Below are 24,213 nucleotides of genomic sequence, written 5' to 3' on the forward strand. Positions count from 1 at the left end.
CAGCGGGCGCTTCCCAGGAGGGTCACCCCGTGGACGCTACTGCGCAGACCGGGCCGTCGGGGAGGCCGTCGGGGAGGCCGTCGGGGAGGCCGCCGACCGGGTCCGGCGCGGCCGAGGAGATCCGGCTCGACGGCGTGAGCAAGGTCTACGCCGACGGCACCGTCGGCGTGGCGGAGCTCGACCTCACCTTCGCCGCCGGCGAGCTGTCGGTGCTGGTCGGCCCCTCGGGCTGCGGCAAGACCACGACGATGAAGATGATCAACCGGATCATCGAGCCGACCACCGGGCGGATCCTGCTCGGCGGCGAGGACGTGACCCGCGTCGACCCCGACCGGCTGCGCCGCCGGATCGGCTACGTCATCCAGAGCGTGGGGCTGTTCCCGCACCAGACGGTGCGGGCGAACGTGGGCACCGTCCCCCGGCTGCTGGGCTGGGACAAGCGCCGCATCCGCGACCGGGTCGACGAGCTGCTCCTGACCGTGGGCCTCGACCCCGCCGTCCACGGCGACCGCTACCCCGCTCAGCTCTCGGGGGCCAGCGGCAGCGGGCCGGTGTCGCGCGCGCCCTGGCCGCCGATCCGCCGGTGCTGCTGATGGACGAGCCGTTCTCCGCGGTGGACCCGGTGGTGCGGGAGCGGCTGCAGTCGGAGTTCCTGCGCCTGCAGCAGGCGGTGCGCAAGACGATCGTCTTCGTCACCCACGACATCGAGGAGGCCGTGCGCATCGGCGACCGCATCGCGGTGATGAGCGTCGGCGGGCACGTCGAGCAGTACGCGACGCCCGCCGAGCTGCTGGGCCGGCCGGCCAACGCGTTCGTCGCCGACTTCGTGGGCGCCGACCGGGGTCTCAAGCGCCTGGCGGTGACCGGCATCGACGCCGCGGACCTGGAGCAGCCACCGGTGGTGCGGCTCGCCCAGACGATGGCCGAGGCCCGGGCCGCGCTGGAGCGCTCCGGCGCCCGGTGGGCCGTCGTCCTGGACGACCTGGGGAACCTGCACGGCTGGCTGTCGGCCGAGCGCGCATCGGGACCGGGCACGGTCGGCACGGCCGCCCGCCGCATGGATGCCTGGGTGCCGGCCGACTCGTCCCTGAAGACGGCGTTCTCGACCATGCTGCAGATGGAGGCGGGCTGGGTCGCGGTGCTCGACGGTGACCGGTTCCTGGGCGTGCTGACCCCGGAGTCGCTGCACGCCGCGCTGCGCCGCTCGGTCGAGGGCTCCGCACCCGAGGTGGCCGGCGCGACCCGCGCCTGAAATCTTCTCCCACGTGGTGTCGAGAACGGCTGGTCGGCTCCGTCCCCGTGGTGCGGCGGCCAGGATGGGCCGCACGGACGAGGGAGATCCACGATGGCCAAGTACCTGCTGCTCAAGCACTACCGCGGCGCACCGGCAGCCGTGAACGACGTACCGATGGACCGGTGGGCGCCCGAGGAGATCGACGCCCACGTGGCCTACATGAACGACTTCGCGGCCAAGCTCCGGGAGTCGGGTGAGTTCGTCGACGGGCAGGCGCTCGCGCCCGAGGGTGCGTGGGTCCGCTACGACGGGGAGGGCCGGCCGCCGGTGACCGACGGTCCCTTCCCCGAGACCAAGGACCTGATCGCCGGCTGGATGGTCATCGACGTCGACTCCTGGGACCGCGCCGTCGAGCTCGCCGGCGAGCTGTCGGCGGCGCCGGGCGCCGGGGGGAAGCCGATCCACGAGTGGCTGGAGGTGCGGCCCTTCCTCGGCGCGCCGCCCCGGGTCACCGAGTGACGGCGTGGACGACTCGCGGCTCCGGGAGCTGATCCCGGACGTGATCGGCGTCCTCGTCCGGCGCGGAGCGGACTTCGCGTCGGCCGAGGACGCCGTCCAGGAGGCCCTGGTCAAGGCCGTCGAGACGTGGCCGACGGACCCGCCGCGGGACCCGAAGGGCTGGCTGGTCACCGTCGCGTGGCGCAAGCGCCTGGACCTGCTCCGCTCCCAGGGGGCTCGCCAGGGCCGCGAGATCGCCTACGACCTGGAGCCCCCGCCGGGACCCGTGCCCTCGGCCGACGACACGCTGAGGCTCTACTTCCTGTGCGCGCACCCGTCGCTGACGTCGAGCTCGGCGGTCGCGCTCACGCTGCGGGCGGTCGGCGGGCTCACCACGCGGCAGATCGCCGAGGCCTACCTCGTGCCGGAGTCGACGATGGCGCAGCGGATCAGCCGGGCGAAGCGGCGCATCGCCGAGGTGTCGCTGGACGAGCCAGGCGACCTGGCGACGGTGCTGCGGGTGCTCTACCTGATCTACAACGAGGGACACTCCGGCGAGGTCGACCTCGCCGCCGAGGCGATCCGGGTGACCCGGCAGCTGGCGGCGGTGGTCGACGACCCAGAGGTCGCCGGGCTGCTCGCGCTGATGCTGCTGCACCACGCGCGCCGCGCCGCGCGGACCGACGCCGCCGGCCGCCTGGTCCCGCACGCCGAGCAGGACCGGACCCGGTGGGACACGGCGATGATCGCCGAGGCCGTGGAGATCCTGCAGGCCGCGCTGGCCCGGGACCGGCTCGGCGAGTACCAGGCCCAGGCGGCCATCGCCGCCCTGCACGCCGACGCCCGGCGGTTCGACGAGACCGACTGGGTGCAGATCGTGGAGTGGTACGACGAACTCGTCGCGCTCACCGACTCCCCCGTGGCCCGGTTGAACCGGGCCGTGGCCGTCGGCGAGGCGGACGGCGCCCCGGCCGGGCTGGCGGCCCTGGCGCAGCTCGACCAGGCACTGCCCCGTTACGCGGCAGCGTCGGCCCACCTGCACGAGAAGGCCGGTCGGCTCGCCGAGGCCGCCGACCTCTACGCCGCGGCGGCACGCGCCGCGTCGAACACGGCCGAGCGCGACCACCTCACCCGGCGGGCCGCACGCCTGCGGCCGGCCGCCCCGGCTGACGGCTGCTAGGCCGACACCCCCGGTGCGGGCTCGTCGTCGGTCGAGGACGGCGGCACGCGGCAGACGGACTCGAGCCAGAGAGCGGCCGCCACCAGCGCCGCGGAGCTGACCAGCCCGATGGCCGCGGTGACGGTGTCCTCACCGGCGGCCTGCAGGCTCCCGACCGCCGGGCCGACGTGCAGGAGCACCCCGCCCCACACGCCGGTGAAGACGGCACCGACGTAGGCGCTGGCCTGCGCCAGCACGGCCAGGCGGGCGACGAGCATCGGCTCGACGGGCCGGACGAACGGCGGCTGAGGTGCCGCTGTCGGCCGGTGGACGGCCGAGCGCGCCTCGCGCTGGGCAGTCAGCCGGATCTTCAGCGTCCGCGCCCCCAGCGCCTCGGCCAGGGCCAGTACGGCCACGGGGGTGGGCAGCCACCACTGCAGCGGCGGCAGCGCGCCGTACACGGCACGCACCACCAGCCATGCGGCCACCGCCAGGCCCACCGCCAGGACGGCCAGGTCGCGGCGCGGGACGGGCCTCAATGCAGGTGCTCCCAGCGGACGACCGATTCCACGTCCTCGCGCGGCAACGCGGCCACCAGGTCGGCGACCCGGCCCCGACCCGGTACCACGGCGGAGGGCTCCAACGTCGCCCACGGCACCAGGACGAACGCCCGCTCGTGCGCACGAGGGTGCGGCAGCGTCAGCTCCGGGTCGTCCGAGAGCACCGGTGTGCCGTCGTCGTCGGTGACGGTGACCACGTCGACGTCCAGGGTGCGCGGCCCCCAGCGGACGTCGCGGGTGCGTCCGGCCGCCTGCTCCAGTTCGTGTGCCCGGGTCAGCCATCCACGGGCGTCGCGCGGACCGCGCACGACGACGACCGCGTTCAGGTAGGCCCCCTGCTCGACCGGCCCCCACGGCGGGGTCTCGTACAGCGTCGAGCGGGCCACCAGCCCGTCGTCCTTGAGGGCGGCGATCGCCGTCCGCAGGGCACCGGCCCGGTCACCGAGGTTCGACCCGAGCGAGAGCACCGCCCGGGTCACGGGAGGATCCGTTTCGTCATGCGTTCGTCGGCCCGTCCCCGGGGCCCGCGGGGAGGGACGGGTCCTTCTGTCGCCGGATCGACACCACGACGTCGCCGAACGGCACGCCCAGGTCGGCGTCGGGCTTGTGCACGGTGATCTCGACGGCGTCGACGAGGGAGTAGCCGAGGCAGACGTCGGCGAGCCGCTGGGCGAGGGTCTCCAGCAGGTCGACCGGCTCGTGCACCAGCGCGGCGTGCAGCCGTTGCGCGATCTCGGCGTAATTCACCGTGACCGTCAGGTCGTCGCGGGCGGCCGCCGGCCGCGTGTCCAGCTCCAGGACGGCGTCGACCAGGAAGAGCTGCCCCTGCTCCCGCTCGCGCTTGTAGACGCCGTGGTGGGCGTGCGCGCGCAGGCCGCGGATCTCGATGCGGTCGGGCCGGACGCTAACCACGGCGCCCCCTGCCCGCTCCGCGGACGGCGGCGACCACGCGGACGGCGTCCACGGAGGCCGCGGCGTCGTGCACCCGCACCCCCCACACTCCCGCCTCGGCGGCCAGCACGGTGGTGGCCAGCGTCGCGGCGTCCCGCTGCTCGGCCGGGCGCGGGTTGGCGTCCGCGTCGGACAGCAGCCGGCCGAGGAACGACTTGCGGGAGGCGCCGACCAGCACCGGCAACCCGAGCCCGACGAGGCGGTCGAGGCCGGCCAGCAGCGCCCAGTTGTGGTCGGCGTTCTTGGCGAACCCGAGGCCGGGGTCGAGCACCAGCTGCTCCGGGGCGACACCCGCGGCCACGACGTCCTCCACCCGGGCGGTGAGCTCGGCGCACACCTCGGTCACCACGTCGCCGTAGCGGGCGGCCGCGTACATCTCGCGACTGTGGCCGCGCCAGTGCATGAGCACCCAGGGGATGCCGGTCTCGGCGACGAGCTCGGCCATGTTCTTGTCGGCCAGCCCACCGCTGACGTCGTTGACCAGCGCGGCACCGGCCTCGATCGCCGCTTCGGCGACCTCCGCGCGCGTGGTGTCCACGCTGGTGCGCACGCCCGCGGCGGAGAGCTCGCGGACCACCGGCAGCACCCGGCGGCACTCCTCGTCGGCGTCCACCCGGTCGGCGCCCGGCCGGGTCGACTCGCCGCCGACGTCGACGTAGTCGGCCCCGGCGGCGTGCATCTGCAGCCCGTGCGCGATCGCCGTCGCGGCGTCGGAGAAGCAGCCGCCGTCGGAGAACGAGTCCGGTGTGACGTTGAGGACGCCCATCACGACGCAGTGGCCGGGGCGTGGGAGGCCGGTCACTTGCCCAGGATGAGGCTCATCGCCTCGCTCCGTGTCGGCGCGTTGTCCCGGAAGATGCCCCGCACGGCCGAGGTGACCGTCGTCGATCCGGGCTTGCGGATGCCGCGCATCGCCATGCAGAGGTGCTCGGCCTCGATGACCACCAGCACGCCGCGGGGCTTGAGCACCTCGTCGAGCGCGTCGGCGATCTGGCTGGTCATCCGCTCCTGGACCTGCGGGCGGCGGGCGTAGACCTCGACCAGCCGGGCCAGTTTGGACAGGCCGGTGACCCGACCGTCGGAGCCGGGGATGTAGCCGATGTGGGCGACGCCGTGGAAGGGCACCAGGTGGTGCTCGCAGGTCGAGTACATCGGGATGTCCTTGACCAGGACCATCTCGTCGTGGTCCTCGTCGAACGTCGTCGCCAGGACGTCGTACGGGTCCTGCCGCAGGCCGGCGAACGTCTCGGCGTAGGCACGGGCGACCCGCCCCGGGGTGTCCCGGAGGCCGGGCCGGTCCGGGTCCTCGCCCACCGCCAGCAGCAGTTCGCGGACGGCCGCGGCCGCGCGCTCCTGGTCGACCTCGCCCGCACGCCGGAGGAGCTGGTCCTCCGGCTCCGCCGGCACCTCGCTCATGCGTCCTCCTCGCTGCCGCTCGTCGGTCGCATTCGCGGCGCTACTGCCTCTCCGCGTGAGCTCGCGAGCTCGCTCACCTCTGGACCGGCGCTCCGACGTCACCCACCGGCGTGGGGTCGGTGGTGGGGCGACCGTTGCCGTTCTGCGCCGCACGCTCGGCGGGCGTGAGCACCGGCGGCTGGTCGGACGGCGTCCGCTTGCCGAAACCGTTGTAGGGCGCGAGCGAGGGGCGCTTGGTGACCGGCGCGCAGATCCGCGCCATGTCCTCCTTGGAGAGCGTCTCCTTCTCGATCAGTTCGAGCACGAGCTGGTCGAGGACGTGCCGGTACTCGACCAGGATCTCCCAGGCCTCGTCGTGGGCGGCCTCGATCAGCGCCCGGATCTCGGCGTCGATGTCGGCGGCGACGGCCTCGGAGTAGTCGGGACGCGAGCCCATGTCGCGGCCCAGGAACGGCTCGGCGTCGGTGCTGCCGTACTTGACCGCCCCCAGCTTGGCGCTCATGCCGTACTGGGTGACCATCGCGCGGGCCATGGAGGTGGCCTTCTCGATGTCGTTGCCCGCGCCGGTGGTGGGCTCGTGGAAGACCAGTTCCTCCGCGGCGCGACCGCCGAGCGCGTAGGCCAGGGTGTCGATCATCTCCGAGCGCGTCTGGGTGTACTTGTCCTCGGTGGGCAGCACGAGTGTGTGCCCGAGCGAGCGCCCGCGCGGCAGGATCGTCACCTTGTGCACCGGGTCGAGGTTGGGCAGCGCGTGTGCCACGAGCGCGTGCCCGCCCTCGTGGTAGGCGGTGACCTTCTTCTCCTTCTCGCTCATCGCCCGCGTCTTGCGCTCGGGGCCGGCGATGACGCGGTCGATCGCCTCCTCGAGGGTCTCGTCGGTGATCAGGGAGCCGTTGGTGCGAGCGGTCAGCAGCGCCGCCTCGTTGAGCACGTTGGCGAGGTCCGCGCCGGTGAAGCCCGGGGTCCGGCGGGCGACTGTCTCCAGGTCGACGTCGGGCGCGAGCGGCTTGCCCTTGGCGTGCACCGCCAGGATCGCCTTGCGGCCCAGCAGGTCGGGCCGGTCGACGGCGATCTGCCGGTCGAAGCGGCCGGGGCGCAGCAGTGCCGGGTCGAGGATGTCGGGCCGGTTGGTGGCGGCGATCATGATCACGCCGCCCTTGACGTCGAAGCCGTCCATCTCGACGAGCATCTGGTTGAGGGTCTGCTCACGCTCGTCGTGCCCGCCGCCCATGCCCGCGCCGCGGTGGCGGCCGACTGCGTCGATCTCGTCGACGAAGATGATCGCCGGGGCGTTGGTCTTGGCCTGCTCGAACAGGTCGCGGACCCGGCTGGCGCCGACGCCGACGAACATCTCGACGAAGTCCGAGCCGGAGATCGAGAAGAACGGCACCCCCGCCTCGCCCGCGACCGCGCGGGCCAGCAGCGTCTTGCCGGTGCCGGGCGGGCCGAACAGCAGCACGCCCTTGGGGATCTTCGCGCCGACGGCCTGGAACTTGACCGGATTGGACAGGAAGTCCTTGATCTCGTGCAGTTCCTCGATCGCCTCGTCGGCACCGGCGACGTCGGCGAAGGTCGTCTTCGGGGTGTCCTTGGTGACCTGCTTGGCCTTGGACTTGCCGAACTGCATGACGCCGCGGCCGCCGCCCTGCATGGAGTTGAACAGCCAGAACAGCAGGAGCAGGAGGATGAGGAACGGCAGGAAGCTGACCAGCAGGCTGACCAGCAGGCTCTCCTGGGTGACGTTCGTGTCGAAGTCGACCGCGCTGGTGTCCCCGGCGCCGGAGACGAGGTCGAACACGTCCTCCGCCGCGCCGATCGGGTAGGACGCCGTGATCTTGTCGGTGCCCTGGACCTCGTTGCGCAGCTCGACGTCGAGCGTCTGCTCCTTGTCGTTGATCGTCGCCGACTCGACGTTTCCCTCGGAGAACTGGGCCAGCAGCGTCGAGGTGGACACCTCGGTGTAGCCGCCGTTGCCGCGGAAGAAGGAGGAGAACGTGAGGGCCAGGAGGACGACGAGGACGACCCAGAACCACACGGAGCGGAAGATCTTCTTACGTTCCATACACCGATGCCGGGCGCCGGGGGCCGGCCTGCCCGTCGACCCTCCTGATCGTCCGGGGACGCCGCCTGCGATCCGGGCGTGGACCCCGGCGCTGGGAGCAGCGTCGTCGGGCTCGACGGTACACCGGGCGGCCTGTGGATCCGCTGTGCGCGCGTCCTGTCTGACCCGCTGGTGGGGTGGACCCCTCCCTCGGTTGATCATCGGCAAATGGCTGGTCGACACGGCCGACGGGGGCCGCCATCCGCCGATGATCAACGGCTCCTAGGCGTAGACCTCGGGCTTGAGGGTGGCGATGTAGGGCAGGTCCCGGTACCGCTCGGCGTAGTCGAGGCCGTAGCCGATGACGAACTCGTTGGGGATGTCGAACCCGATGTACTTCACCGGCACCTCCACCTTCACCGCGTCGGGCTTGCGCAGCAGGGCGCACACCTCCAGCGAGGCGGGGCTGCGTCCGCCGAGGTTCTTCAGCAGCCAGGAGAGGGTCAGGCCGGAGTCGATGATGTCCTCGAGCACCAGCACGTGCTTGCCGGTGATGTCGCGGTCGAGATCCTTGAGGATCCGGACGACCCCGGACGAACTGGTCGCCGAGCCGTAGGAGGAGACGGCCATGAACTCCATCTGGGTGGGCAGCTGGAGGGCGCGGGCGAAGTCGCTCATGAACAGGACGGCGCCCTTGAGGACGCCGACGAGCAGGACCTCCTTGCCGGCGTAGTCGTCGGCGACCTGCGCCGCGAGCTCGCCGATCTTCGCCTGGATCTGCTCCTCGCTCAGCAGCACGTGGGAGATGTCCGGGCCGTACCCGTGGTCGGGACCGAGGGCCCCTGTGGTCTTCACGGACTCGCTCACGGGGAGGGCTCCTCGATCTCGTCGGCTGGGTTCCGCGGGGCGCCGCCCCGGCCGTCGGGGGGCTGCAGCACCAGCCTGCCAGACGCCCGGACCACGCCTGCGCCGCCCGGGAGGTCCACCCGCCCCTGCCCCTTCCAGCGGGCCACGAGCGCGTCGACGGCGTCCAGGTGGACCGCCTGCAGGTCGGGGACGCCGTGGTCGCGCAGCCACAGCCGCAGCACCCGGCGTCGCAGCGCCGGCGGCAGGTGCGCGACGTCGGCGGCGGGCAGCCGGGACGGTCGGGGGGCGGTGGCGGCGAGCGCGTCCAGCGCGTCGAGGTCCTCGCGCAGCATCGCCGCCGTCCGGGCGAGGGCGGGCGCGACGCCGCCCCCGAGCACGTCCTCGAGCAGCGGGAGCACCTCGCTGCGCAGCCGGGCCCGGGTGTAGGCGGGGTCGGCGTTCCACGGGTCCTCCCAGACGGGGAGGTCCTGGTCGGCGCACGCCTGCCGGGCCGTGGACCGCCGGACGGCGAGCAGCGGCCGCCACCAGGTCACGCCGTCGGTCTCCCGTTCCTCGACCATGCCCGCCACCGACCGGGGGCCCGATCCGCGGCCCAGCCCAAGCAGCACCGTCTCCGCCTGGTCGTCGAGCGTGTGGGCCAGGGCCACCCGGGCATCGCACTCCCGGGCGGCGTCGGCGAGGGCGGCGTACCGGGCGGCGCGGGCGGCCCCCTCGGGGCCGCCCTCGGCGCCGACCTCGGCCGTGCGGACGAGCACCGGGGTCAGGTCCAGTCCCCGGAGCAGCTCCGCCGTCCCCTCGGCCCGCTCGGCGGACCCGGCCTGCAGGCCGTGGTCGACCGTCACGCCGCCGATCCGGACGCCGAACGCGCGTCCCTCGAAGGCCAGGGCGGCCGCGAGCGCGACGGAGTCGGCTCCCCCGCTGCACGCCACGAGCACCGGCCGCGTCGACTCGAGCAGGCCGGAGCGCACGGCGTGGCGGAGGACGGCCACCGCCCGCGGCGGGCCGGCCATGCCCTGCCCGCCCGCCCGTCAGGCGATGGCCGGGCGGCCGAGCACCCGCTCCACCCAGGTCGCCGGTGCGGTGAGCTCCTCGACGCGGGGCAGGTTGTGCGGCCCGTCCCACACCCGGTTGAAGCCCTCCATGCCGACGAGGTCGATGACGCCGCCGACGAAGACCCGGCCCTCGGCGTACTGCTTCATCTTCTGCTCGAGCCCGAGCATGCGGCGCAGCACGCGGTCGAGCGGGCCGCGGCCCTTGCGGCGCTGCGCGAACCGCTTGCGCAACGTCTTCACCGTCGGCACGACGTCCGGCCCCACGCCGTCCATCACGTACTCGGCGTGCCCCTCCACCAGGCTCATCACGGCGGTGACCCGGTCGAGGACGGCGCGCTGCTCGGGCGCGCGCACGAGTGCCAGCAGCCCCTCGGACTCCCCCTCGCCCCCGCGGACCGCGTCGGCGACGCTGCGCAGCACGTCCTGCAGGCGCTCGCGGAGGACCTCGGAGCTGAGGTCGGTGGCGTCGACGAACTGGGCGATCTCGGCCTCGAGATGCCCCTTGAGCCACGGGACGGCGGTGAACTGCAGCTGGTGCGTGACCTCGTGCAGGCAGACCCAGAGCCGGAAGTCGCCCGGGTCGACGCCGAGCTTCCGCTCGGTGGCGACGATGTTCGGGGCGACCAGCAGCAGCCGGCCGCCGGTGCCGAACACCTCGTACTGGCCGAGCACGCGGGAGGAGAGGAAGGCCAGCAGCCCGCCGGCCTGCACGCCGGTGGCCCGCGAGCCGATGGCGGTGGCCAGCGGGCCGGGGCGGGTGTCCTGCTTCTCGGTGAGCGCCTGCACCAGCGGGTCGAGCAGCGCCGCCATCCCGCTGGTGTTGGCGTCCACCCAGCCCGGCCGGTCGACGACGGCGACCTCGGGGACGATCCCGCCCGGCGCGGGATGCAGCCCGGTGAGCCCCTCGACGTGGGCGACGGCGACGGCGGCCTTGTCGTGCAGGTCGCGGACGACGGCAGCGGCCTCCTCGCGGGTGGTCGAGGGGCCGGCGGCCATCAGCTTCCGGGCGGTGCGACCCGCGAGGTTCCAGTCGACCAGGGAGGCGCTGCTCATCGCCTCACGGTACGCGGCGCGGCGCTCGTGCCCGGCGCTCAGCGGCAGCCGCAGCTGGCCAGCGAGGCGGCGACGTCGTCCAGGGCGTCCTCGGCGGCCTGCTCGCTCTGGGAGCCGTCGGCGACCACCGCGAAGGCGAGCAGCCGGCCGTCGAGGGTGACGACGGTGCCGGCGAGGGCGTGCACGCCCTGCAGCGTGCCGGTCTTCGCGCGGACGGTGCCGGGCGCGGTCTCGGCGTCCCCGCGGTCGAACAGCGTGCCGTCGTACCCGGCGACCGGCAGCCCCGACAGCAGCGCCGAGGCACTGCCGAGGGTGCCGTCCGCGGCCGCGGTGACGACGGCGGTCAGCACCGAGGCGGGAACGCGGTTCTCGCGGGAGAGGCCGCTGCCGTCGGCGAGGGAGACGCCGGTGACGTCGATGCCGGCCGCGGACAGCGCCTCGGTGGTGGCCTGGGCGCCGCCGGCGAAGCTGGCCTCCTTGTCGCGGGCCAGCGCGACGTGCCGGGCCAGGGCCTCGGCCAGCATGTTGTCCGACTGCGACAGCATCTGTTCCACCAGTCGCCCGACGGGGGCCGAGGAGACGGTGGCCAGCGTCTGCGCACCGGCCGGCGCCTGCCCGAGGACGACGGCGGCGTCGGGCGCCCCGAGGGCATCGGCGAGGGCGGCTCCGGCGTCCAGGCCGGGCTGGCCGCTGCGGGCCAGCGAGCCCGGGCTCAGCCGGGCGCCGTCGACGGCGGTGGCGGTGACCGGGGCCGCGTAACTGGACGGCGCGTCGCCGGCGCCCCAGCCGCTGGCGGTGAGCGGACCGCTGAACAGCGAGCTGTCGACGACCACGCGGGTGACGGGGGTGCCGGCGGGCAGCGCGGCCGTCACCTGGGTGGCCAGGTCGGCGACGGTCGGCGCACCCGGGTAGGTCTGCGAGGGCGCCGTCCGGGAGAGGGTGAGGTCCCCGCCGCCGACCAGGACGACCTCGCCGGGGCTGGCACCGGCGACGACGGTGGTCTCGAACGTCTCGGCGGGGTCGAGCGTGGTGAGCGCGGCCGCCGCGGTGAGCAGCTTGGCGGTCGACGCGGGGGTCGCGGGGTCGGCGGCGTCCAGGTCGAGCAGCGACTCCCCCGTGGCGACGTCGACGACCTGCGCCGAGACGCCGGTGCCGAGGCCGGGTGCGGTGAGCAGCGGGGTCAGCTGTCCGGCGAGGACGGCGGGGTCGGGGGCGGGCGCGTCGGCGGACAGGGACGCGAGGACCGGGACGGCGTCGCCGAGCTCGGGCAGCTCCGCCTCGGGGATGGCCACCGCCTCGCTGCCGCCGTCGTCGTCGTTCCCGCCGAGGAGGACGCCGACGCCGACGACCCCGCCGACGAGCAGCAGGACCAGGCCGACGACGCCCATGGCGAGGCGCCGACGGAACCGCCCGGTCTTCGCCCGGACGATCGTCGAACCGGTCGACGCGATGGTGCCCACCCCCAAGAAAGACCTCCGCCGAGTACGCGGAGGTCGCCGTAGGTCACACTAAGCGCGTGCAGTTCGACGTGACGGTAGAAATCCCGAAGGGCCAGCGGAACAAGTACGAGCTGGACCATGTGACCGGACGCATCCGCCTGGACCGGATGCTCTTCACCTCCACCCGCTACCCGGCGGACTACGGCTACATCGAGAACACCCTCGGCATGGACGGCGACCCGCTGGACGCGCTGGTGATCCTCGACGAGCCCACGTTCCCCGGCTGCCTGATCACCTGCCGCGCCCTCGGCATGTTCCGCATGACCGACGAGGCGGGCGGCGACGACAAGGTGCTGTGCGTGCCGGCCACCGATCCGCGGATGGCCCACCTCACCGACATCAATGACGTCCCGGAGTTCGACCGGCTGGAGATCCAGCACTTCTTCGAGACCTACAAGGACCTCGAGCCGGGCAAGTCGGTCGAGGGCGCCGAGTGGGTCGGCCGCGGCGAGGCCGAGGAGGAGATCCTGGCCTCGCTGGAGCGCGCGAAGACCGACGCTCCGCACCACTAGGCAGGGATGATCAGCGACTTCCCGCTGGTCCGGCGGGCCTCGAGGTCCGCGTGCGCCCGGGAGGCGTCGGCGAGGGGGTAGCGCCCGCCGATGCGCACGTCGAGGGCACCGCTGCGCACCTGCTCGAACACGTCGGCCGCGCGCTCCAGGAAGCCCGGACGGTCGGCGACGTAGGTCGCCAGCGTCGGGCGGGTCAGGAACAGCGAGCCGCCCTGAGCCAGCCGCATCGGGTCGACGGGCGGCACGGCGCCGCTCGAGGCACCGAAGAGCGCCAGCGTGCCCAGCGGCGCCAGACAGGCGAGGCTGGCATCGAAGGTGGCCTGGCCGACGCCGTCGTAGACGACGCGGACTCCCCGCCCGCCGGTGAGCTCGCGGACCCGCTCGACGACGTCCTCGTGGTCGTACCGCACGACCTGCACGGCGCCGGCCGCGCGGGCCAGCCGCGCCTTCTCGTCGGTCGAGACCGTGCCGATGACGCGGGCGCCCCGGCCGGCCGCCATCTGGGTGAGCAGGAGCCCGACGCCGCCTGCGGCCGCGTGCACCAGGACCTGGTCGCCGGCCTGCACCGGGCAGGTGCTGGTGCAGAGGAACTGCGCGGTGACCCCCTGCAGCAGCACGGCCGCGGCCTGCTCGGTGGTCACGCCGTCCGGGACGGGGACCACGCGATCGGCCGGCACGACCGCTCGCTGGGTGTAGCCGGTGCCGTTGACCATGGCCCACGCCACCCGGGCGCCGGGGCGCAGGTCGACGTCCGGACCGACGGCCCGCACGGTGCCGGCGCCCTCGCAGCCGGCGACGAACGGCAGGTCCATCGGGTACCGGCCCTCGCGCTGGTAGACGTCGATGAAGTTGACGCCGGCCGCCTCGACGTCGACCAGGAGCTCGCCCGGGCCGGGCTCCCGCTGCTCGCTGTCCCGGAGCTCGAGGACCTCCGGTCCACCCGTCCGCCCGACCATCACCGACTGGACCACGTGCTCCTCCTCCGCGCGCCGTTGCCGGGGAGGCTGCCACCTGCGGCGCGGACGACGACGAGCGGCCCCCACCTCCGCGGAAGTCGAGGGCCGCTCGTCGGTGCGGGGCTCAGCCCGCGCGGGTCAGCGCCGCGGTGTCCACCCGGCCGAAGACGTCGACGACCAGGTCGGTGACGTCGGCGGAGTGCACGGACTGCGTCACGTCGAAGAACAGCGGGATGACCGGCATGTCCTCGAGGACGACGTCCTCCGCCCGGTTGTAGAAGCCGATCGCCTCCTCACCGGTGGGGGCCGCGTTGCCCTCGGCCAGCAGCGCGTCGAACTCCGGGTTGCTGTAGAACGCGAAGTTGGCTCCGGCGCCGGTCGCGTACAGCGGCTCCAGGAAGTTCTGCGGGCTCGGGTAGTCCATCGACCAGCCCATGCGGAACGGCCCGGTCATGCCCTGGGTGCCCAGCAGCGGCCCGTACTCCGGCGGCGCCAGGTCGCCCTTCAGGACGTACTCGACGCCGAGGTTGGTGCGCAGCTGGTTGCCGACCGCCTGCATCCAGGCCTCGTTGCCGGCGCCGGCGTTGAACCACAGCTCGATCGGCTGCGACCGGTCGAAGCCGGCCGCGTCGAGCAGCTCGTTGGCCCGGTCGACGTCCAGGACGCAGTAGTCGCAGGCGGCGTCGCGGTGGCCGTCTACGGCGGCCGGGACCAGGGAGTCGGCGGCCTCGCGGGTGCCGGAGAAGATGTTCTCGGTGATCGCGTCCCGGTCGATGGCCAGCGACAGCGCCTGGCGGACCCGCGGGTCGGCGTAGCGCTCCTGATAGAGCGGCAGGCCGAGGAAGGTGAAGCCGGAGGCCGCGGTCTCGACGAACCGGCCCGCGAACTCGTCCGTGGCGGTGCCGGCGGCGTCGGCCGGGATGCGCGGGAGGACGTCCAGCTCGCCGGCCAGCGCCTCGGTGTAGGCGGTGTCGGTGTCGGCGTAGACCCGGAACTCCAGCGCCTCGACCGAGGCGGCCCGCTCGCCAGCGAATTCGTCGTAGGCGCGGACCGTGAGGCCCTCGCCCTGGACGAACGCGCCGACCGCCTCGAACGGCCCGTTGCCGACCGGGCGGGCGCCGAAGGCCTCGGGGTCGTCGAAGAAGGACTCGGGCAGCGGGAAGAACGGGTTGTAGCCCAGCGTCACGGGGAACTGCGCGAACGGCGCGACCAGGGTCACGGTGAAGGTGGTGTCGTCGACCACGGTCAGCCCGCTGAGCTCGCGGGCGGCGGGCTCGCCGGTCGGGTCGCCGGCGTCGTCGGTCGGGGCCTGCAGGTCGCCGTAACCCTCGATGTTGGCGAAGAAGTAGGAGCCGGCCTGCGCGTTCGGGCTGTAGGCCGTGTGGTTCCAGGCGTCGACGAAGGACGCGGCGGTCACCGGGGACCCGTCGTGGAAGGTCCAGCTGTCGTGGAGAGCCACCGTCCAGGTGACGTTGTCGTCGGACGTGACGGACTCCGCCACGCCGGTGTAGCTGACCGCACCGTCGGCGTCGTACTCGACGAGCCCGGTCCACAGGGACTCCAGGACCTGGGCGCCGTACTCCTCGACGGTGTTGCCGGGGACGAGGGGTGCACCCGGCTCACCGATGGCGATGCTGACCGGGTCGAGCGTGTTCTCGTCGCCGCTCCCGGGCGTGGCGCAGCCGCTGAGCAGCACGGTGCCGGCGAGCGCTGCGAACGCCAGGCGCGAGGGGCGCTTGTTGCTAGTCATCGTCGTGCCTTCCCGGGGCCGCCATGTTCCGGCGCCCGCGGACGTGGAGCGGCGCGGCAGCGGTCGCAGCCGGACTCACCGATCTCCACCAGGCAAGTCGGCGTCCCGGGGGCCGGACTGGATGGAGACGTCCGTCACGCTCTCCGGGCGAGGGAACTCTGACCGACCGGCCGGAAGGCTGAGGAAGGTGGAGGAAGGTGGAGCCGCCTGTCGGAATCGAACCGACGACCTTCTCATTACGAGTTCGCAGGGGCGGGGTCCGGGGTGGTCCGCTGACGTACGGACTTGCAGGTCAGCCGGGCGAGGCGGTCTGGGGCGGACGGCTGCGGATAGCCGTGGACGGCCCGCGATGGCACACACGCTGGCACACGGCATGGCCCTCCAAGAGAAAGGGGAAGAGGGAGCGAGATGCCGCTCTGGCCGCCGCCATGGGTGCGGTGCTGAGGCAATCGGAAGGCGCGACTCCAGCCTGATTGGGCGGTTGGCAGGGCAAGTAGTTCCCAAAGAAGTCAGCCGTCTAAGCTGACCGTGCGGCTTCGATTCCTGTCACTCGCTCCGGATACCAAGTCGCGGGACACGGTTCGCAGGTGTCTCGCGACATTGCGTCCGGTCAACGACCGCCCAGGTGCGAGGGGCTGTTCGACCTCGTCGTCCTCGTCGATCAGCAGCCGTTCGGCACGGGCATCGACGGCACCCTTGACCGCTTCCTCGCGCTGACGCGACCCAGCGCCTCGTCGTCCTAACTAGTGACCGACGGGGTGGCCGGGGTCAGCCGCCCAGAACGGCCAGCACCTGACGGCGGATCTCAACGTCCTCGCGTGCGGTGACGACGACGGTGCGCGCGGTGGCGCCCGGCGTGCTGATGTCCCCGTCGGTGGTCGTGGCCTCGTTGAGGTCGGCGTCGACACCCAGCCCGAGGTGGCCCAGCTCCGCGGCCACGGCCTCGCGCACCTGCCAGGAGTGCTCGCCGACGCCGCCGGTCATCACCAGCAGGTCGAGGCCGCCGGTCGCAGCGGTCATCGCCGCGGTCTCCCGCACCAGGCGGTGCAGGTAGACGTCGAAGGCCAGCGCGCAGTCGGTGTCCCCGGCGGCTCGGCCGGCGAGCACGTCGCGCAGGTCGCCGTCGGTGCCGCTGAGTCCCTTGAGCCCGGCGTGGTGCTCGAAGACGTCGCCGAGCTCCTGCTCGGGGACGTGCCCGTGCTCGAGCAGCCAGAGCACCAGCCCGGGGTCGACGGTGCCGGGCCGGGTGTTCATGACCAGGCCGGCCAGCGGCGTGAAACCCATCGTGGTGTCGACCGAGACGCCCCCGCGCACCGCCGTCAGCGACGCCCCGGCACCCAGGTGCGCCGAGACGATCCGCAGCTCACTGGCCGGCCGGCCGACGAGCTCCGCCGCCCGGCGCACCGCGTAGGCGTGCGACAGGCCGTGGAAGCCGTACCGCCGCAGCCCCCACCGCTCGTTCCACTCGCGGGGCAGGGCGTACGTGCGGGCGGCTGGCGGCAGGGTGGCGTGGAAGCCGGTGTCGAAGGCGGCCACCGCCGGTACCTCGGGCAGCAGGTCGCGCACCGCGCGGACCCCGGCCAGGGCGCGGGGGTTGTGCAGCGGCGCGAGGTGGCTGATCGAGTAGAGGTAGGCGACCAGCAGGTCGTCGACCCGCGCGGCCCCGCCGTACCGGGGCCCGCCGTGCACCACCCGGTGCCCGACCGCGTCGACCGGGCCGCAGCCGGCGAGGAACTCCTCCAGCGGGGCGAGGTCGCCCTCGCCCCGCCAGTGCTCCACGGTCGTGGCCGCGGTGACCGAGCCGTCGGCGTCCGTGCGGGCCAGCTTCAGGCTGCTGGACCCGGTGTTGACGACGAGGACCCTCACGCCTCGGGCTCGCGGATCGGGTCGGCGCCGGCGGTCTGCGGCCCGGCGTCGGGGGCCCACTGCCAGTTCCGGATCTCCGGCAGGTCCTCGCCGTGGGTGCGGACGTACTGGCGATGCTCGGTGATCATGTCGCGGAGCCGGTCGCGGGCGTGGGCGCCGACGGTGCGCAGCCGCGGCACCCGGTCGATCACGTCGATGGCCAGGTTGTAGCGGTCGATCCGGTTCATGACGCAGATGTCGAAGGGTGTCGTCGTCGTGCCCTCCTCGACGTAGCCGCGCACGTGGAAGTTGGCGTGGTTGGTGCGCCGGTAGGTCAGCCGGTGGATCAGCCACGGGTAGCCGTGGTAGGCGAAGATCACCGGCCTGTCGGTCGTGAAGTAGGCGTCGAACTCCCGGTCCGACAGCCCGTGCGGGTGCTCCCGGTCGTCCTGCAGCCGCATCAGGTCGACCACGTTCACCACGCGGATGCGCAGGTCGGGGAACCACCCCCGGAGGATCTGCACCGCGGCCAGGGTCTCCATCGTCGGCACGTCACCGGCGCAGCCGAGCACCACGTCCGGATCGGCGCCGGCGTCGGTGCTCGCCCACGGCCAGATGCCGATGCCCTTCGTGCAGTGCTCGACGGCGGAGTCGATGTCCAGGTACTGCAGCGCCGGCTGCTTGCCGGCGACGATGACGTTCACGTACTGCCGGGTGCGCAGGCAGTGGTCGGCCACCGAGAGCAGCGTGTTGGCGTCCGGCGGCAGGTAGACCCGGATGACGTCGGCCTTCTTGTTGACCACGTGGTCGATGAAGCCCGGGTCCTGGTGGGAGAAGCCGTTGTGGTCCTGCCGCCACACGTGCGAGGTGAGCAGGTAGTTCAGCGAGGCGATCGGCCGCCGCCACGGGATGCCGTTGGTGGTCTTCAGCCACTTGGCGTGCTGGTTGAACATCGAGTCGACGATGTGGATGAACGCCTCGTAGCAGGAGAAGAACCCGTGCCGGCCGGTGAGCAGGTAGCCCTCCAGCCAGCCCTGGCAGATGTGCTCGGAGAGCACCTCCATGACCCTGCCGTCCGGCGCGAGGGAGTCGTCGCCGGGCAGCCGCTCCGCCATCCACGCCCGGTCGGTCACCTCGAGGACGGCACCCAGCCGGTTGGAGTTGTTCTCGTCCGGGGCGAAGACGCGGAACGTGGTCCTGTTCTCCCGCATGACCTCGCGCAGGAACTCACCGAGCACCCGGGTCGACTCCACCGCACCGGTGCCGGGTGCGTCGACCGGCACCGCGTGGTCGCGGAAGTCCGGCATCCGCAGGGGCTGCAGCAGCTTCCCGCCGTTGGCGTGCGGGTTGGCGCTCATCCGCCGCTCGTGGGCGGGGTGCAGGTCCCGGACGGCGGGCACCGGGGCGCCGTCGTCGTCGAACAGCTCCTCGGGCCGGTAGCTGCGCAGCCACTCCTCGAGCACCGCCCGGTGGCGGCGTCCTCCCGCGCGTTCTTGAACGGCACCTGGTGGGAGCGCCAGCTGCCCTGCACCTGCAGGCCGTCCACGACGTCCGGGCCGGTCCAGCCCTTGGGCGAGGCCAGCACGATCATCGGCCACCGCGGGCGCTCGGCGACCCCCTCCTCGCGGGCGCGGCGCTGGATCTCGGCGATCTCGTCGAGGCAGCGGTCGAGGGTCGCGGCGAACCGCTGGTGCATGTCGGCGGGGTCGTCGCCCTCCACGAGGTACGGCGCGTGGCCGTACCCGCGCATCAGCTCCATCAGCTCCCCGCGGGGGATGCGGGCCAGCACGGTGGGATTGGCGATCTTGTAGCCGTTGAGGTGCAGGATCGGCAGGACAGCGCCGTCGGTGACCGGGTCGGCGAACTTGTTGGCGTGCCAGCTGCCCGCCAGCGGGCCGGTCTCCGCCTCGCCGTCACCGACGATCGCGGCCACGACCAGGTCGGGGTTGTCGAAGGCGGCGCCGTAGGCGTGGGTGAGCGCGTACCCCAGCTCACCCCCTCGTGGATCGAGCCGGGCGTCTCCGGCGCGACGTGGCTGGGGATGCCACCCGGGAAGGAGAACTGGGTGAACAGCCGCCGCATCCCCGCGCCGTCCTGGGAGACGTCCGGGTAGTAGTGGCTGTAGGTGCCCTCCAACCAGGCGGCCGCGACCGGGCCGGGGCCGCCGTGGCCGGGGCCCATCACGTAGATCATGTCCAGGTCGCGCGCCGTGATGGCCCGGTTGAGATGGGCGTAGACGAAGTTCAACCCCGGCGTGGTGCCCCAGTGGCCCAGCAGCCGCGGCTTGATGTGCTCGGGCCGCAGCGGTTCGCGCAGCAGCGGGTTGTCCATCAGGTAGATCTGGCCCACCGACAGGTAGTTCGCCGCCCGCCACCAGGCGTCAAGTGCGGCCAGTTCTTCGCCGGAAAGCGGATCTACCGACTCAGAGGTTCGGGAGACCTTCGCCACCTCAGTCACCACCCCGCGCAGGCTCGCCCGTTGTCCGTCGCGTGCCACCCACAAAGGTCGTGCATCCCTCCGCGGGTGACCGAACGGCAGACTCTGGTCGTGGCGTCATGATCAGTTCACCTCGGCGACTCCGCAGCGCGCTCGTCCATGAGAGTGCCCGCGCGTCGGGACGCCGGTCCGGCGAGAAGCACCGGGATGGTCGCGCGTCGCGTCAGTGATTCGGCGACGCTGCCCAGTAGCCGGTGGGACAGCCCCCGGCCGCGGCGGCCGATGACGACGGCATCAGCCTCCTCGACCTCGGCGGCTTCGAGCAGCACGAGGTCCGGTTGGCCGCAGAGGACCTCGAGCACGGGCGCGGGTCCGTCCGGTGGGAGCCATCTGGCCCGTTCCGCGAGCAGGTCGTGCCACTTCTGCTGCCCGGTGTCGTCGCCGAACTCGCCGATGCTCGGGTCGGCGACGGCTGCCAGGACGATGCGTGCGTGTGCCGGCCCGAACAGCGCCGCAACGTCGCGCACGGCCCGGTCGGACTCCGCCGAGCCGTCGACACCCACGAGAACGACCACCTTGCCCGCGGGAACCGCACCCTCGGCGGACGTGCGCTCGAGCACCCGGCTGCCCCGACGGCCACGTTCGATCGCGATGGGCACGAACAGCGGCCCGAGGACGGCTCCGAGGAAGTACCAGGCGCCATCGCGGTATCCGTGCCGGCCGAGGAACACGAGCGCAGCCCCGAGCCCGACCATCGACCAGAGCAGCACGACGAGGATCACGAACAGCACGGTCGGCATCTGCGCGTCCTCCCGAGGTGGACAGGTCGCATCCACCCTCGTCCGCCGGCCACCAGCTGCCCAGGGTCGACGGTCGCCGAACCGCGGGACGAACGCCCCGGACCTGCCCTGGTGACGGCGGGACCGGACAGCTGAGGGCCGGACGACCCTGCGTTCGGTCCTGAGCTCCGGGACGAAGGTCCCTCCCCCGGCACAGCGGCCGCCGACGAGGCTGAGTCATGGCTTCGCCGGAACGGACGCTCCGCCCACCTGCGCGCGGCGAACACCACGAACTGCCGGTGCACGAGATCGTGCTGCTGCTCGAGACCGACCACGAGCGCGGTCTGGGTCGCGACGAGGCTGCCCTCCGGCTGAAGCTGGAGGGCCCGAACGCGCTTCCCCGGGTCCATCGCCGGGGTCCGCTGGTCCGCTTCCTCGTGCAGTTCCACCATCCACTGATCTACGTGCTGCTGGCCGCCGCGGTGGCGACGCTGCTCCTGGGAGAGGTGGTCGACGCCGGCGTCATCCTCGCCGTGGTGCTGATCAACGCGGGCATCGGCTTCGTGCAGGAGGCGCGCGCGGAACAGGCCCTGAAAGCCCTCATGGCGATGGTGCGCACCCAGGCCACCGTCGTCCGGGACGGGGTGCGGCACCGGATCGCGTCCGAGGACCTCGTCCCCGGCGACCTGGTGGTCCTGGAGACCGGGGACCGGGTGCCCGCAGACCTGCGGTTCGTCACCGTGCACGAGCTGCAGATCGACGAGTCGGCCCTCACCGGGGAGTCGGTGCCGGTGGAGAAGCTGCCGGTGGCGCTGCCGGCCGAGACCGCGCTGGCCGATCGGGCCAACATGGCGTACTCGGGTGGCCTGGTCACCCGCGGTCGCGGCCACGGGATCGTGGTGGCCACCGGTGCCGACACCGAGATCGGGCGCATCCATCGGCTCGTCGGTGAGGCGGAGGTGCTGCAGACCCCGCTGACCCGCAAGATCGGCCGGTTCAGCCGGGCGCTGACCGTGATCATCCTGGGGCTCGCGGCGCTGGCCTTCGCGCTCGGGACCGTACGCGGTGAGCCGGTCGACGAGATGCTCACCGCGGCGGTCGCGCTGGCCGTCGGTGCCATCCCGGAGGGACTGCCCGCGGTGGTGACGATCACCCTGGCGATCGGGGTGGCACGGATGGCGCGCCGGCGGGCGATCATCCGCCGGCTACCGGCGGTGGAGACCCTGGGCAGCACCACGGTGATCTGCACCGACAAGACCGGGACGCTGACGGCCAACGCGATGACGGTCACCACCATCGTGGCCGGCGGGCGGCACCACCCGGTGACCGGGACCGGCTATGCCCCCGAGGGCCAGGTCCTCGACGACGGCGGCGCCGCCGACCTGGACCTTCTCCCGGCGCTGCGGGAGTGCCTGGTTGCCGGAGCGCTGTGCAACGACACCCACCTGACCGGGGTCGCCGGGCGACGCGAGGTGGCCGGGGACCCCACCGAGGCAGCGCTGCTCGTGGCGGCGGAGAAGGGCGGCCTCGACCCCGCCCGGCTGAGGAGGCGGTCGCCCCGCGTGGACGCGATGCCCTTCGACTCCGACCGCCGGTACATGGCCACGCTGCACCCGGACGAGTCCGGTCGGGTCGTCGGCTACATCAAGGGGGCAGTCGAGCGGCTACTGGCCATGGCCCCGCACGAGCTCCACCGCGACGGCTCGCTGCTCGCCGTCGACGCCGACGCAGTGCACGCCCACGCGGACGAGCTGGCCGGGCGGGCGCTGCGGGTTCTGGCGATCGGCCGGGTCGAGCTGCCGGCGGGCACGACCGGGCTGACCGAGCAGGTGCTCGATGGCCGGGTCACGCTGCTGGGTCTGCAGGCGATGTTCGACCCGCCGCGACCGGAGGCGATCACCGCGGTGTCCGCCTGCCGGGAGGCCGGCATCGAGGTCAAGATGATCACCGGCGATCACGCCGGCACCGCCCGCGCCATCGCGGAGCGTTTCGCCCTCGGGCACGGCGGCATCCCCACCGTCGTCACCGGCACCGAGCTGGCGGCCTGCCCGGACGAGAACCTCCCCGACCTGGTGGCCGGCACGACGGTGTTCGCCCGGGTGAGCCCGGAGCAGAAGCTGCGCCTGGTGCGAAGCCTGCAGGCCTCCGATCACGTGGTGGCGATGACCGGCGACGGCGTCAACGATGCCCCCGCGCTGCGGCGCGCCGACATCGGCGTGGCGATGGGCGAGGGCGGGACCGAGGTGGCCAAGGAGGCCGCCGACATGGTCCTCACCGACGACAACTTCGCCTCCATCGAGGCCGCCGTGGAGGAGGGCCGCGGCGTCCTCGACAACCTGCGCAAGTTCATCACCTTCATCCTGCCGACCAGCATCGGACAGGGACTGGTCATCCTGGCGGCGATCGCGCTGGCGACCACGCTGCCGATCCTGCCGGTACAGGTGCTGTGGGTGAACATGACCACCGCCGTGGCTCTGGGCCTCGTGCTGGCTTTCGAACCGCCGGAGGCTGGAGTGATGCGCCGCCCACCGGTGCCGCCGTCACGCCCGCTGCTGACCCGTTCCCTCGCCGGCCGGATCGCGCTGGTCTCAGCTCTCATGCTGGTCGGCGCTTTCGGATTGTTCGAGTGGTCGCTCGGCCAGGGGAACTCGGTGGCGGTCGCCCGCACTGTCGCGGTCAACGTGTTCGTCGTCGTGCAGGTCGCCTACCTTCTCAACTGCCGGTCGCTGGACCGGCCCATGTGGCGGGTCGGGCTGTTCAGCAACCGCTGGGTGCCGGCCGGCCTCACGGCGATGCTGGGCCTGCAGCTGCTGTTCACCTACGCGCCGTGGATGAACGGCCTGTTCCACAGCGCCCCGATCGACCCCACCTGGTGGGCGTTGATCACCGCCGTCGGGATTGTCGTGTTCGCGGTTGTCGAGGTCGAGAAGTGGCTGCGCCGTGCACGGCACCCGCGGCGGGCGGCACCCACCGGCCCCGCACCCTGCCCCGGCGCCGGCTACCGGGAGGCGCCATGACTGACGTGCGCGTGCAAGCCGAGCGACTGCAGGGGATCGGCTGGCGCTACAGCCTGCCCGCGGACCAGGGCAGACAGGTCGTGGTCGTGGTGGAGGACCGAGGTCCCACGCACCTCGTCCTCGTCGACCCCCGGCTGGACGAACCGCTGACGACCGTCCGGCTACCTGCCGAGCACGCGTCCGTGCTGGCGGCACTGCTCACCGGGGCGCGCTTCACCCTCGAGACCGCCCAAGCCGTTCCCACGACGACGCCAGATCAGGCAGAGGTCGTCGTCGAGACGGTGACGATCGCCGGCGGCTCGGCGGCGCTGGGCTTGGCCCCCGGCGACATCGTCCGACGGCTGGGCCCGGACGCAGCTCTGCTCGGTGTGATCTGCGATGCGACCCCGCAACTGGTCGAGACCGACGAGGGCCGAAGCGTCCAAGCCGGCGACAAGCTCGTCGTCGCCGCCCGCCGCAGCCGCCTGGATCAACTCCGGGACGCCGTGTGAGGCGCGGCGACCGCAGGCGTCGCACCGGACACCGTCCCCGTCGGCCGCCAGGACCGTTGACCCCCGCCCACCAGCGACGGTCGATCGGCCGAGGAGG

23 protein-coding genes and 1 pseudogene are annotated in these 24,213 nt (G+C 73.1%); 8 read left to right on the forward strand and 16 right to left on the reverse strand.

The window, feature by feature from the left end:
- The first annotated feature begins 29 nt into the window (after positions 1–29).
- The 4 genes from MVA48_RS12845 (at position 30) to MVA48_RS12860 (ending at position 2,912) form a co-directional block, all read left to right on the forward strand.
- A complete protein-coding gene (locus MVA48_RS12845; RefSeq protein ID WP_246980907.1) occupies positions 30–593 on the forward strand; it encodes an ATP-binding cassette domain-containing protein in 564 nt (187 codons plus the stop codon).
- Positions 584–1,252: a CBS domain-containing protein gene (locus MVA48_RS12850; RefSeq protein ID WP_246980910.1), complete on the forward strand. Its 669-nt coding sequence runs from the start codon at positions 584–586 to the stop codon at positions 1,250–1,252. Before MVA48_RS12845 ends, MVA48_RS12850 begins: the two co-directional genes overlap by 10 nt.
- 93 nt (positions 1,253–1,345) lie before the next feature.
- Entirely contained in the window at positions 1,346–1,753 is a 408-nt protein-coding gene (locus MVA48_RS12855) for a YciI family protein (protein WP_246980912.1), read from the forward strand.
- Positions 1,754–1,757: 4 nt separating this feature from the next.
- Positions 1,758–2,912, forward strand: coding sequence for an RNA polymerase sigma factor (locus MVA48_RS12860; protein WP_246980915.1), 1,155 nt, complete (start codon positions 1,758–1,760; stop codon positions 2,910–2,912).
- On the opposite strand, the gene MVA48_RS12865 is transcribed toward MVA48_RS12860, so the two are convergent.
- The 10 genes from MVA48_RS12865 to dacB form a co-directional block, all read right to left on the reverse strand.
- Entirely contained in the window at positions 2,909–3,430 is a 522-nt protein-coding gene (locus MVA48_RS12865) for a DUF3180 domain-containing protein (protein WP_246980917.1), read from the reverse strand. The two genes, MVA48_RS12860 and MVA48_RS12865, sit on opposite strands and share 4 nt — an antisense overlap.
- Positions 3,427–3,930: a 2-amino-4-hydroxy-6-hydroxymethyldihydropteridine diphosphokinase gene (gene folK / locus MVA48_RS12870; RefSeq protein ID WP_246980919.1), complete on the reverse strand. Its 504-nt coding sequence runs from the start codon at positions 3,928–3,930 to the stop codon at positions 3,427–3,429. The genes MVA48_RS12865 and folK overlap by 4 nt, the downstream gene beginning before the upstream one ends.
- A gap of 16 nt (positions 3,931–3,946) precedes the next feature.
- Positions 3,947–4,363, reverse strand: coding sequence for a dihydroneopterin aldolase (gene folB, locus MVA48_RS12875; RefSeq protein WP_246980921.1), 417 nt, complete (start codon positions 4,361–4,363; stop codon positions 3,947–3,949).
- On the reverse strand, positions 4,356–5,204 hold the full coding sequence (gene folP / locus MVA48_RS12880) for a dihydropteroate synthase (protein ID WP_246980923.1): 849 nt from the start codon (positions 5,202–5,204) through the stop codon (positions 4,356–4,358). Before folP ends, folB begins: the two co-directional genes overlap by 8 nt.
- Positions 5,201–5,818, reverse strand: coding sequence for a GTP cyclohydrolase I FolE (gene folE / locus MVA48_RS12885; protein WP_246980925.1), 618 nt, complete (start codon positions 5,816–5,818; stop codon positions 5,201–5,203). The genes folP and folE overlap by 4 nt, the downstream gene beginning before the upstream one ends.
- 73 nt (positions 5,819–5,891) lie before the next feature.
- A complete protein-coding gene (ftsH, locus tag MVA48_RS12890; protein WP_246980928.1) occupies positions 5,892–7,880 on the reverse strand; it encodes an ATP-dependent zinc metalloprotease FtsH in 1,989 nt (662 codons plus the stop codon).
- 261 nt (positions 7,881–8,141) lie between these two features.
- On the reverse strand, positions 8,142–8,726 hold the full coding sequence (hpt, locus tag MVA48_RS12895) for a hypoxanthine phosphoribosyltransferase (protein WP_371821146.1): 585 nt from the start codon (positions 8,724–8,726) through the stop codon (positions 8,142–8,144).
- Positions 8,723–9,736, reverse strand: coding sequence for a tRNA lysidine(34) synthetase TilS (gene tilS / locus MVA48_RS12900; protein ID WP_246980930.1), 1,014 nt, complete (start codon positions 9,734–9,736; stop codon positions 8,723–8,725). Before tilS ends, hpt begins: the two co-directional genes overlap by 4 nt.
- Positions 9,737–9,754: 18 nt before the next feature.
- Entirely contained in the window at positions 9,755–10,831 is a 1,077-nt protein-coding gene (locus MVA48_RS12905) for a zinc-dependent metalloprotease (RefSeq protein WP_246980932.1), read from the reverse strand.
- Positions 10,832–10,869: 38 nt separating this feature from the next.
- Positions 10,870–12,291 (reverse strand): D-alanyl-D-alanine carboxypeptidase/D-alanyl-D-alanine endopeptidase, encoded by a 1,422-nt coding sequence (dacB, locus tag MVA48_RS12910; RefSeq protein WP_246980934.1) that lies wholly within the window; start codon positions 12,289–12,291, stop codon positions 10,870–10,872.
- Between the two features lie 56 nt (positions 12,292–12,347).
- Between dacB and MVA48_RS12915 the strand changes: the two genes are divergently transcribed.
- Entirely contained in the window at positions 12,348–12,842 is a 495-nt protein-coding gene (locus tag MVA48_RS12915) for an inorganic diphosphatase (RefSeq protein ID WP_246980936.1), read from the forward strand.
- Here MVA48_RS12915 and MVA48_RS12920 read toward each other — a convergent pair.
- Positions 12,839–13,813, reverse strand: a complete 975-nt coding sequence (locus MVA48_RS12920; RefSeq protein WP_246980939.1) for a quinone oxidoreductase family protein — start codon at positions 13,811–13,813, stop codon at positions 12,839–12,841. The two genes, MVA48_RS12915 and MVA48_RS12920, sit on opposite strands and share 4 nt — an antisense overlap.
- A 109-nt stretch (positions 13,814–13,922) precedes the next feature.
- A complete protein-coding gene (locus MVA48_RS12925; protein WP_246980941.1) occupies positions 13,923–15,548 on the reverse strand; it encodes a peptide ABC transporter substrate-binding protein in 1,626 nt (541 codons plus the stop codon).
- A gap of 587 nt (positions 15,549–16,135) precedes the next feature.
- Between MVA48_RS12925 and MVA48_RS12930 the strand changes: the two genes are divergently transcribed.
- Positions 16,136–16,291 (forward strand): hypothetical protein, encoded by a 156-nt coding sequence (locus MVA48_RS12930; RefSeq protein WP_246980942.1) that lies wholly within the window; start codon positions 16,136–16,138, stop codon positions 16,289–16,291.
- A 25-nt stretch (positions 16,292–16,316) separates the two neighbouring features.
- Here MVA48_RS12930 and MVA48_RS12935 read toward each other — a convergent pair whose 3' ends face one another.
- From MVA48_RS12935 to MVA48_RS12955, 4 genes and pseudogenes are all read right to left on the reverse strand, one after another.
- The gene (locus MVA48_RS12935; protein WP_246980943.1) at positions 16,317–17,414 is read right to left on the reverse strand and encodes an acetate/propionate family kinase; all 1,098 of its coding nucleotides are present in this window, start codon (positions 17,412–17,414) and stop codon (positions 16,317–16,319) included.
- Positions 17,411–18,751, reverse strand: coding sequence for a hypothetical protein (locus MVA48_RS12940; protein ID WP_371821244.1), 1,341 nt, complete (start codon positions 18,749–18,751; stop codon positions 17,411–17,413). Before MVA48_RS12940 ends, MVA48_RS12935 begins: the two co-directional genes overlap by 4 nt.
- Positions 18,752–18,778: 27 nt before the next feature.
- Positions 18,779–19,889, reverse strand: a pseudogene (locus tag MVA48_RS24190) (hypothetical protein); the annotation flags it as partial.
- Between the two features lie 68 nt (positions 19,890–19,957).
- Positions 19,958–20,629, reverse strand: coding sequence for a universal stress protein (locus MVA48_RS12955; protein WP_246980945.1), 672 nt, complete (start codon positions 20,627–20,629; stop codon positions 19,958–19,960).
- 278 nt (positions 20,630–20,907) lie between these two features.
- On the opposite strand from MVA48_RS12955, the gene MVA48_RS12960 reads away from it, so the two are divergent.
- Together MVA48_RS12960 and MVA48_RS12965 are read left to right on the forward strand one after the other, a co-directional pair.
- On the forward strand, positions 20,908–23,625 hold the full coding sequence (locus MVA48_RS12960) for an HAD-IC family P-type ATPase (RefSeq protein ID WP_246980946.1): 2,718 nt from the start codon (positions 20,908–20,910) through the stop codon (positions 23,623–23,625).
- The gene (locus MVA48_RS12965) at positions 23,622–24,116 is read left to right on the forward strand and encodes a hypothetical protein (protein WP_246980947.1); all 495 of its coding nucleotides are present in this window, start codon (positions 23,622–23,624) and stop codon (positions 24,114–24,116) included. The genes MVA48_RS12960 and MVA48_RS12965 overlap by 4 nt, the downstream gene beginning before the upstream one ends.
- Positions 24,117–24,213: the final 97 nt, after the last annotated feature.

The organism is Blastococcus sp. PRF04-17 (assembly GCF_023016265.1).
In the GTDB taxonomy this organism is placed as follows: Bacteria; Actinomycetota; Actinomycetes; order Mycobacteriales; family Geodermatophilaceae; genus Blastococcus_B.

Excerpts from the sequence above, each read along its gene's own strand:
- folE (WP_246980925.1), bottom strand. The coding sequence starts at position 5,818 with ATGAGCGAGGTGCCGGCGGAGCCGGAGGACCAGCTCCTCCGGCGTGCG.
- MVA48_RS12965 (WP_246980947.1), top strand. The coding sequence starts at position 23,622 with ATGACTGACGTGCGCGTGCAAGCCGAGCGACTGCAGGGGATCGGCTGG.
- MVA48_RS12905 (WP_246980932.1), bottom strand. The coding sequence starts at position 10,831 with ATGAGCAGCGCCTCCCTGGTCGACTGGAACCTCGCGGGTCGCACCGCC.
- MVA48_RS12855 (WP_246980912.1), top strand. The coding sequence starts at position 1,346 with ATGGCCAAGTACCTGCTGCTCAAGCACTACCGCGGCGCACCGGCAGCC.
- MVA48_RS12925 (WP_246980941.1), bottom strand. The coding sequence starts at position 15,548 with ATGACTAGCAACAAGCGCCCCTCGCGCCTGGCGTTCGCAGCGCTCGCC.
- MVA48_RS12940 (WP_371821244.1), bottom strand. The coding sequence starts at position 18,751 with ATGAGCGCCAACCCGCACGCCAACGGCGGGAAGCTGCTGCAGCCCCTG.
- tilS (WP_246980930.1), bottom strand. The coding sequence starts at position 9,736 with ATGGCCGGCCCGCCGCGGGCGGTGGCCGTCCTCCGCCACGCCGTGCGC.
- ftsH (WP_246980928.1), bottom strand. The coding sequence starts at position 7,880 with ATGGAACGTAAGAAGATCTTCCGCTCCGTGTGGTTCTGGGTCGTCCTC.
- MVA48_RS12955 (WP_246980945.1), bottom strand. The coding sequence starts at position 20,629 with ATGCCGACCGTGCTGTTCGTGATCCTCGTCGTGCTGCTCTGGTCGATG.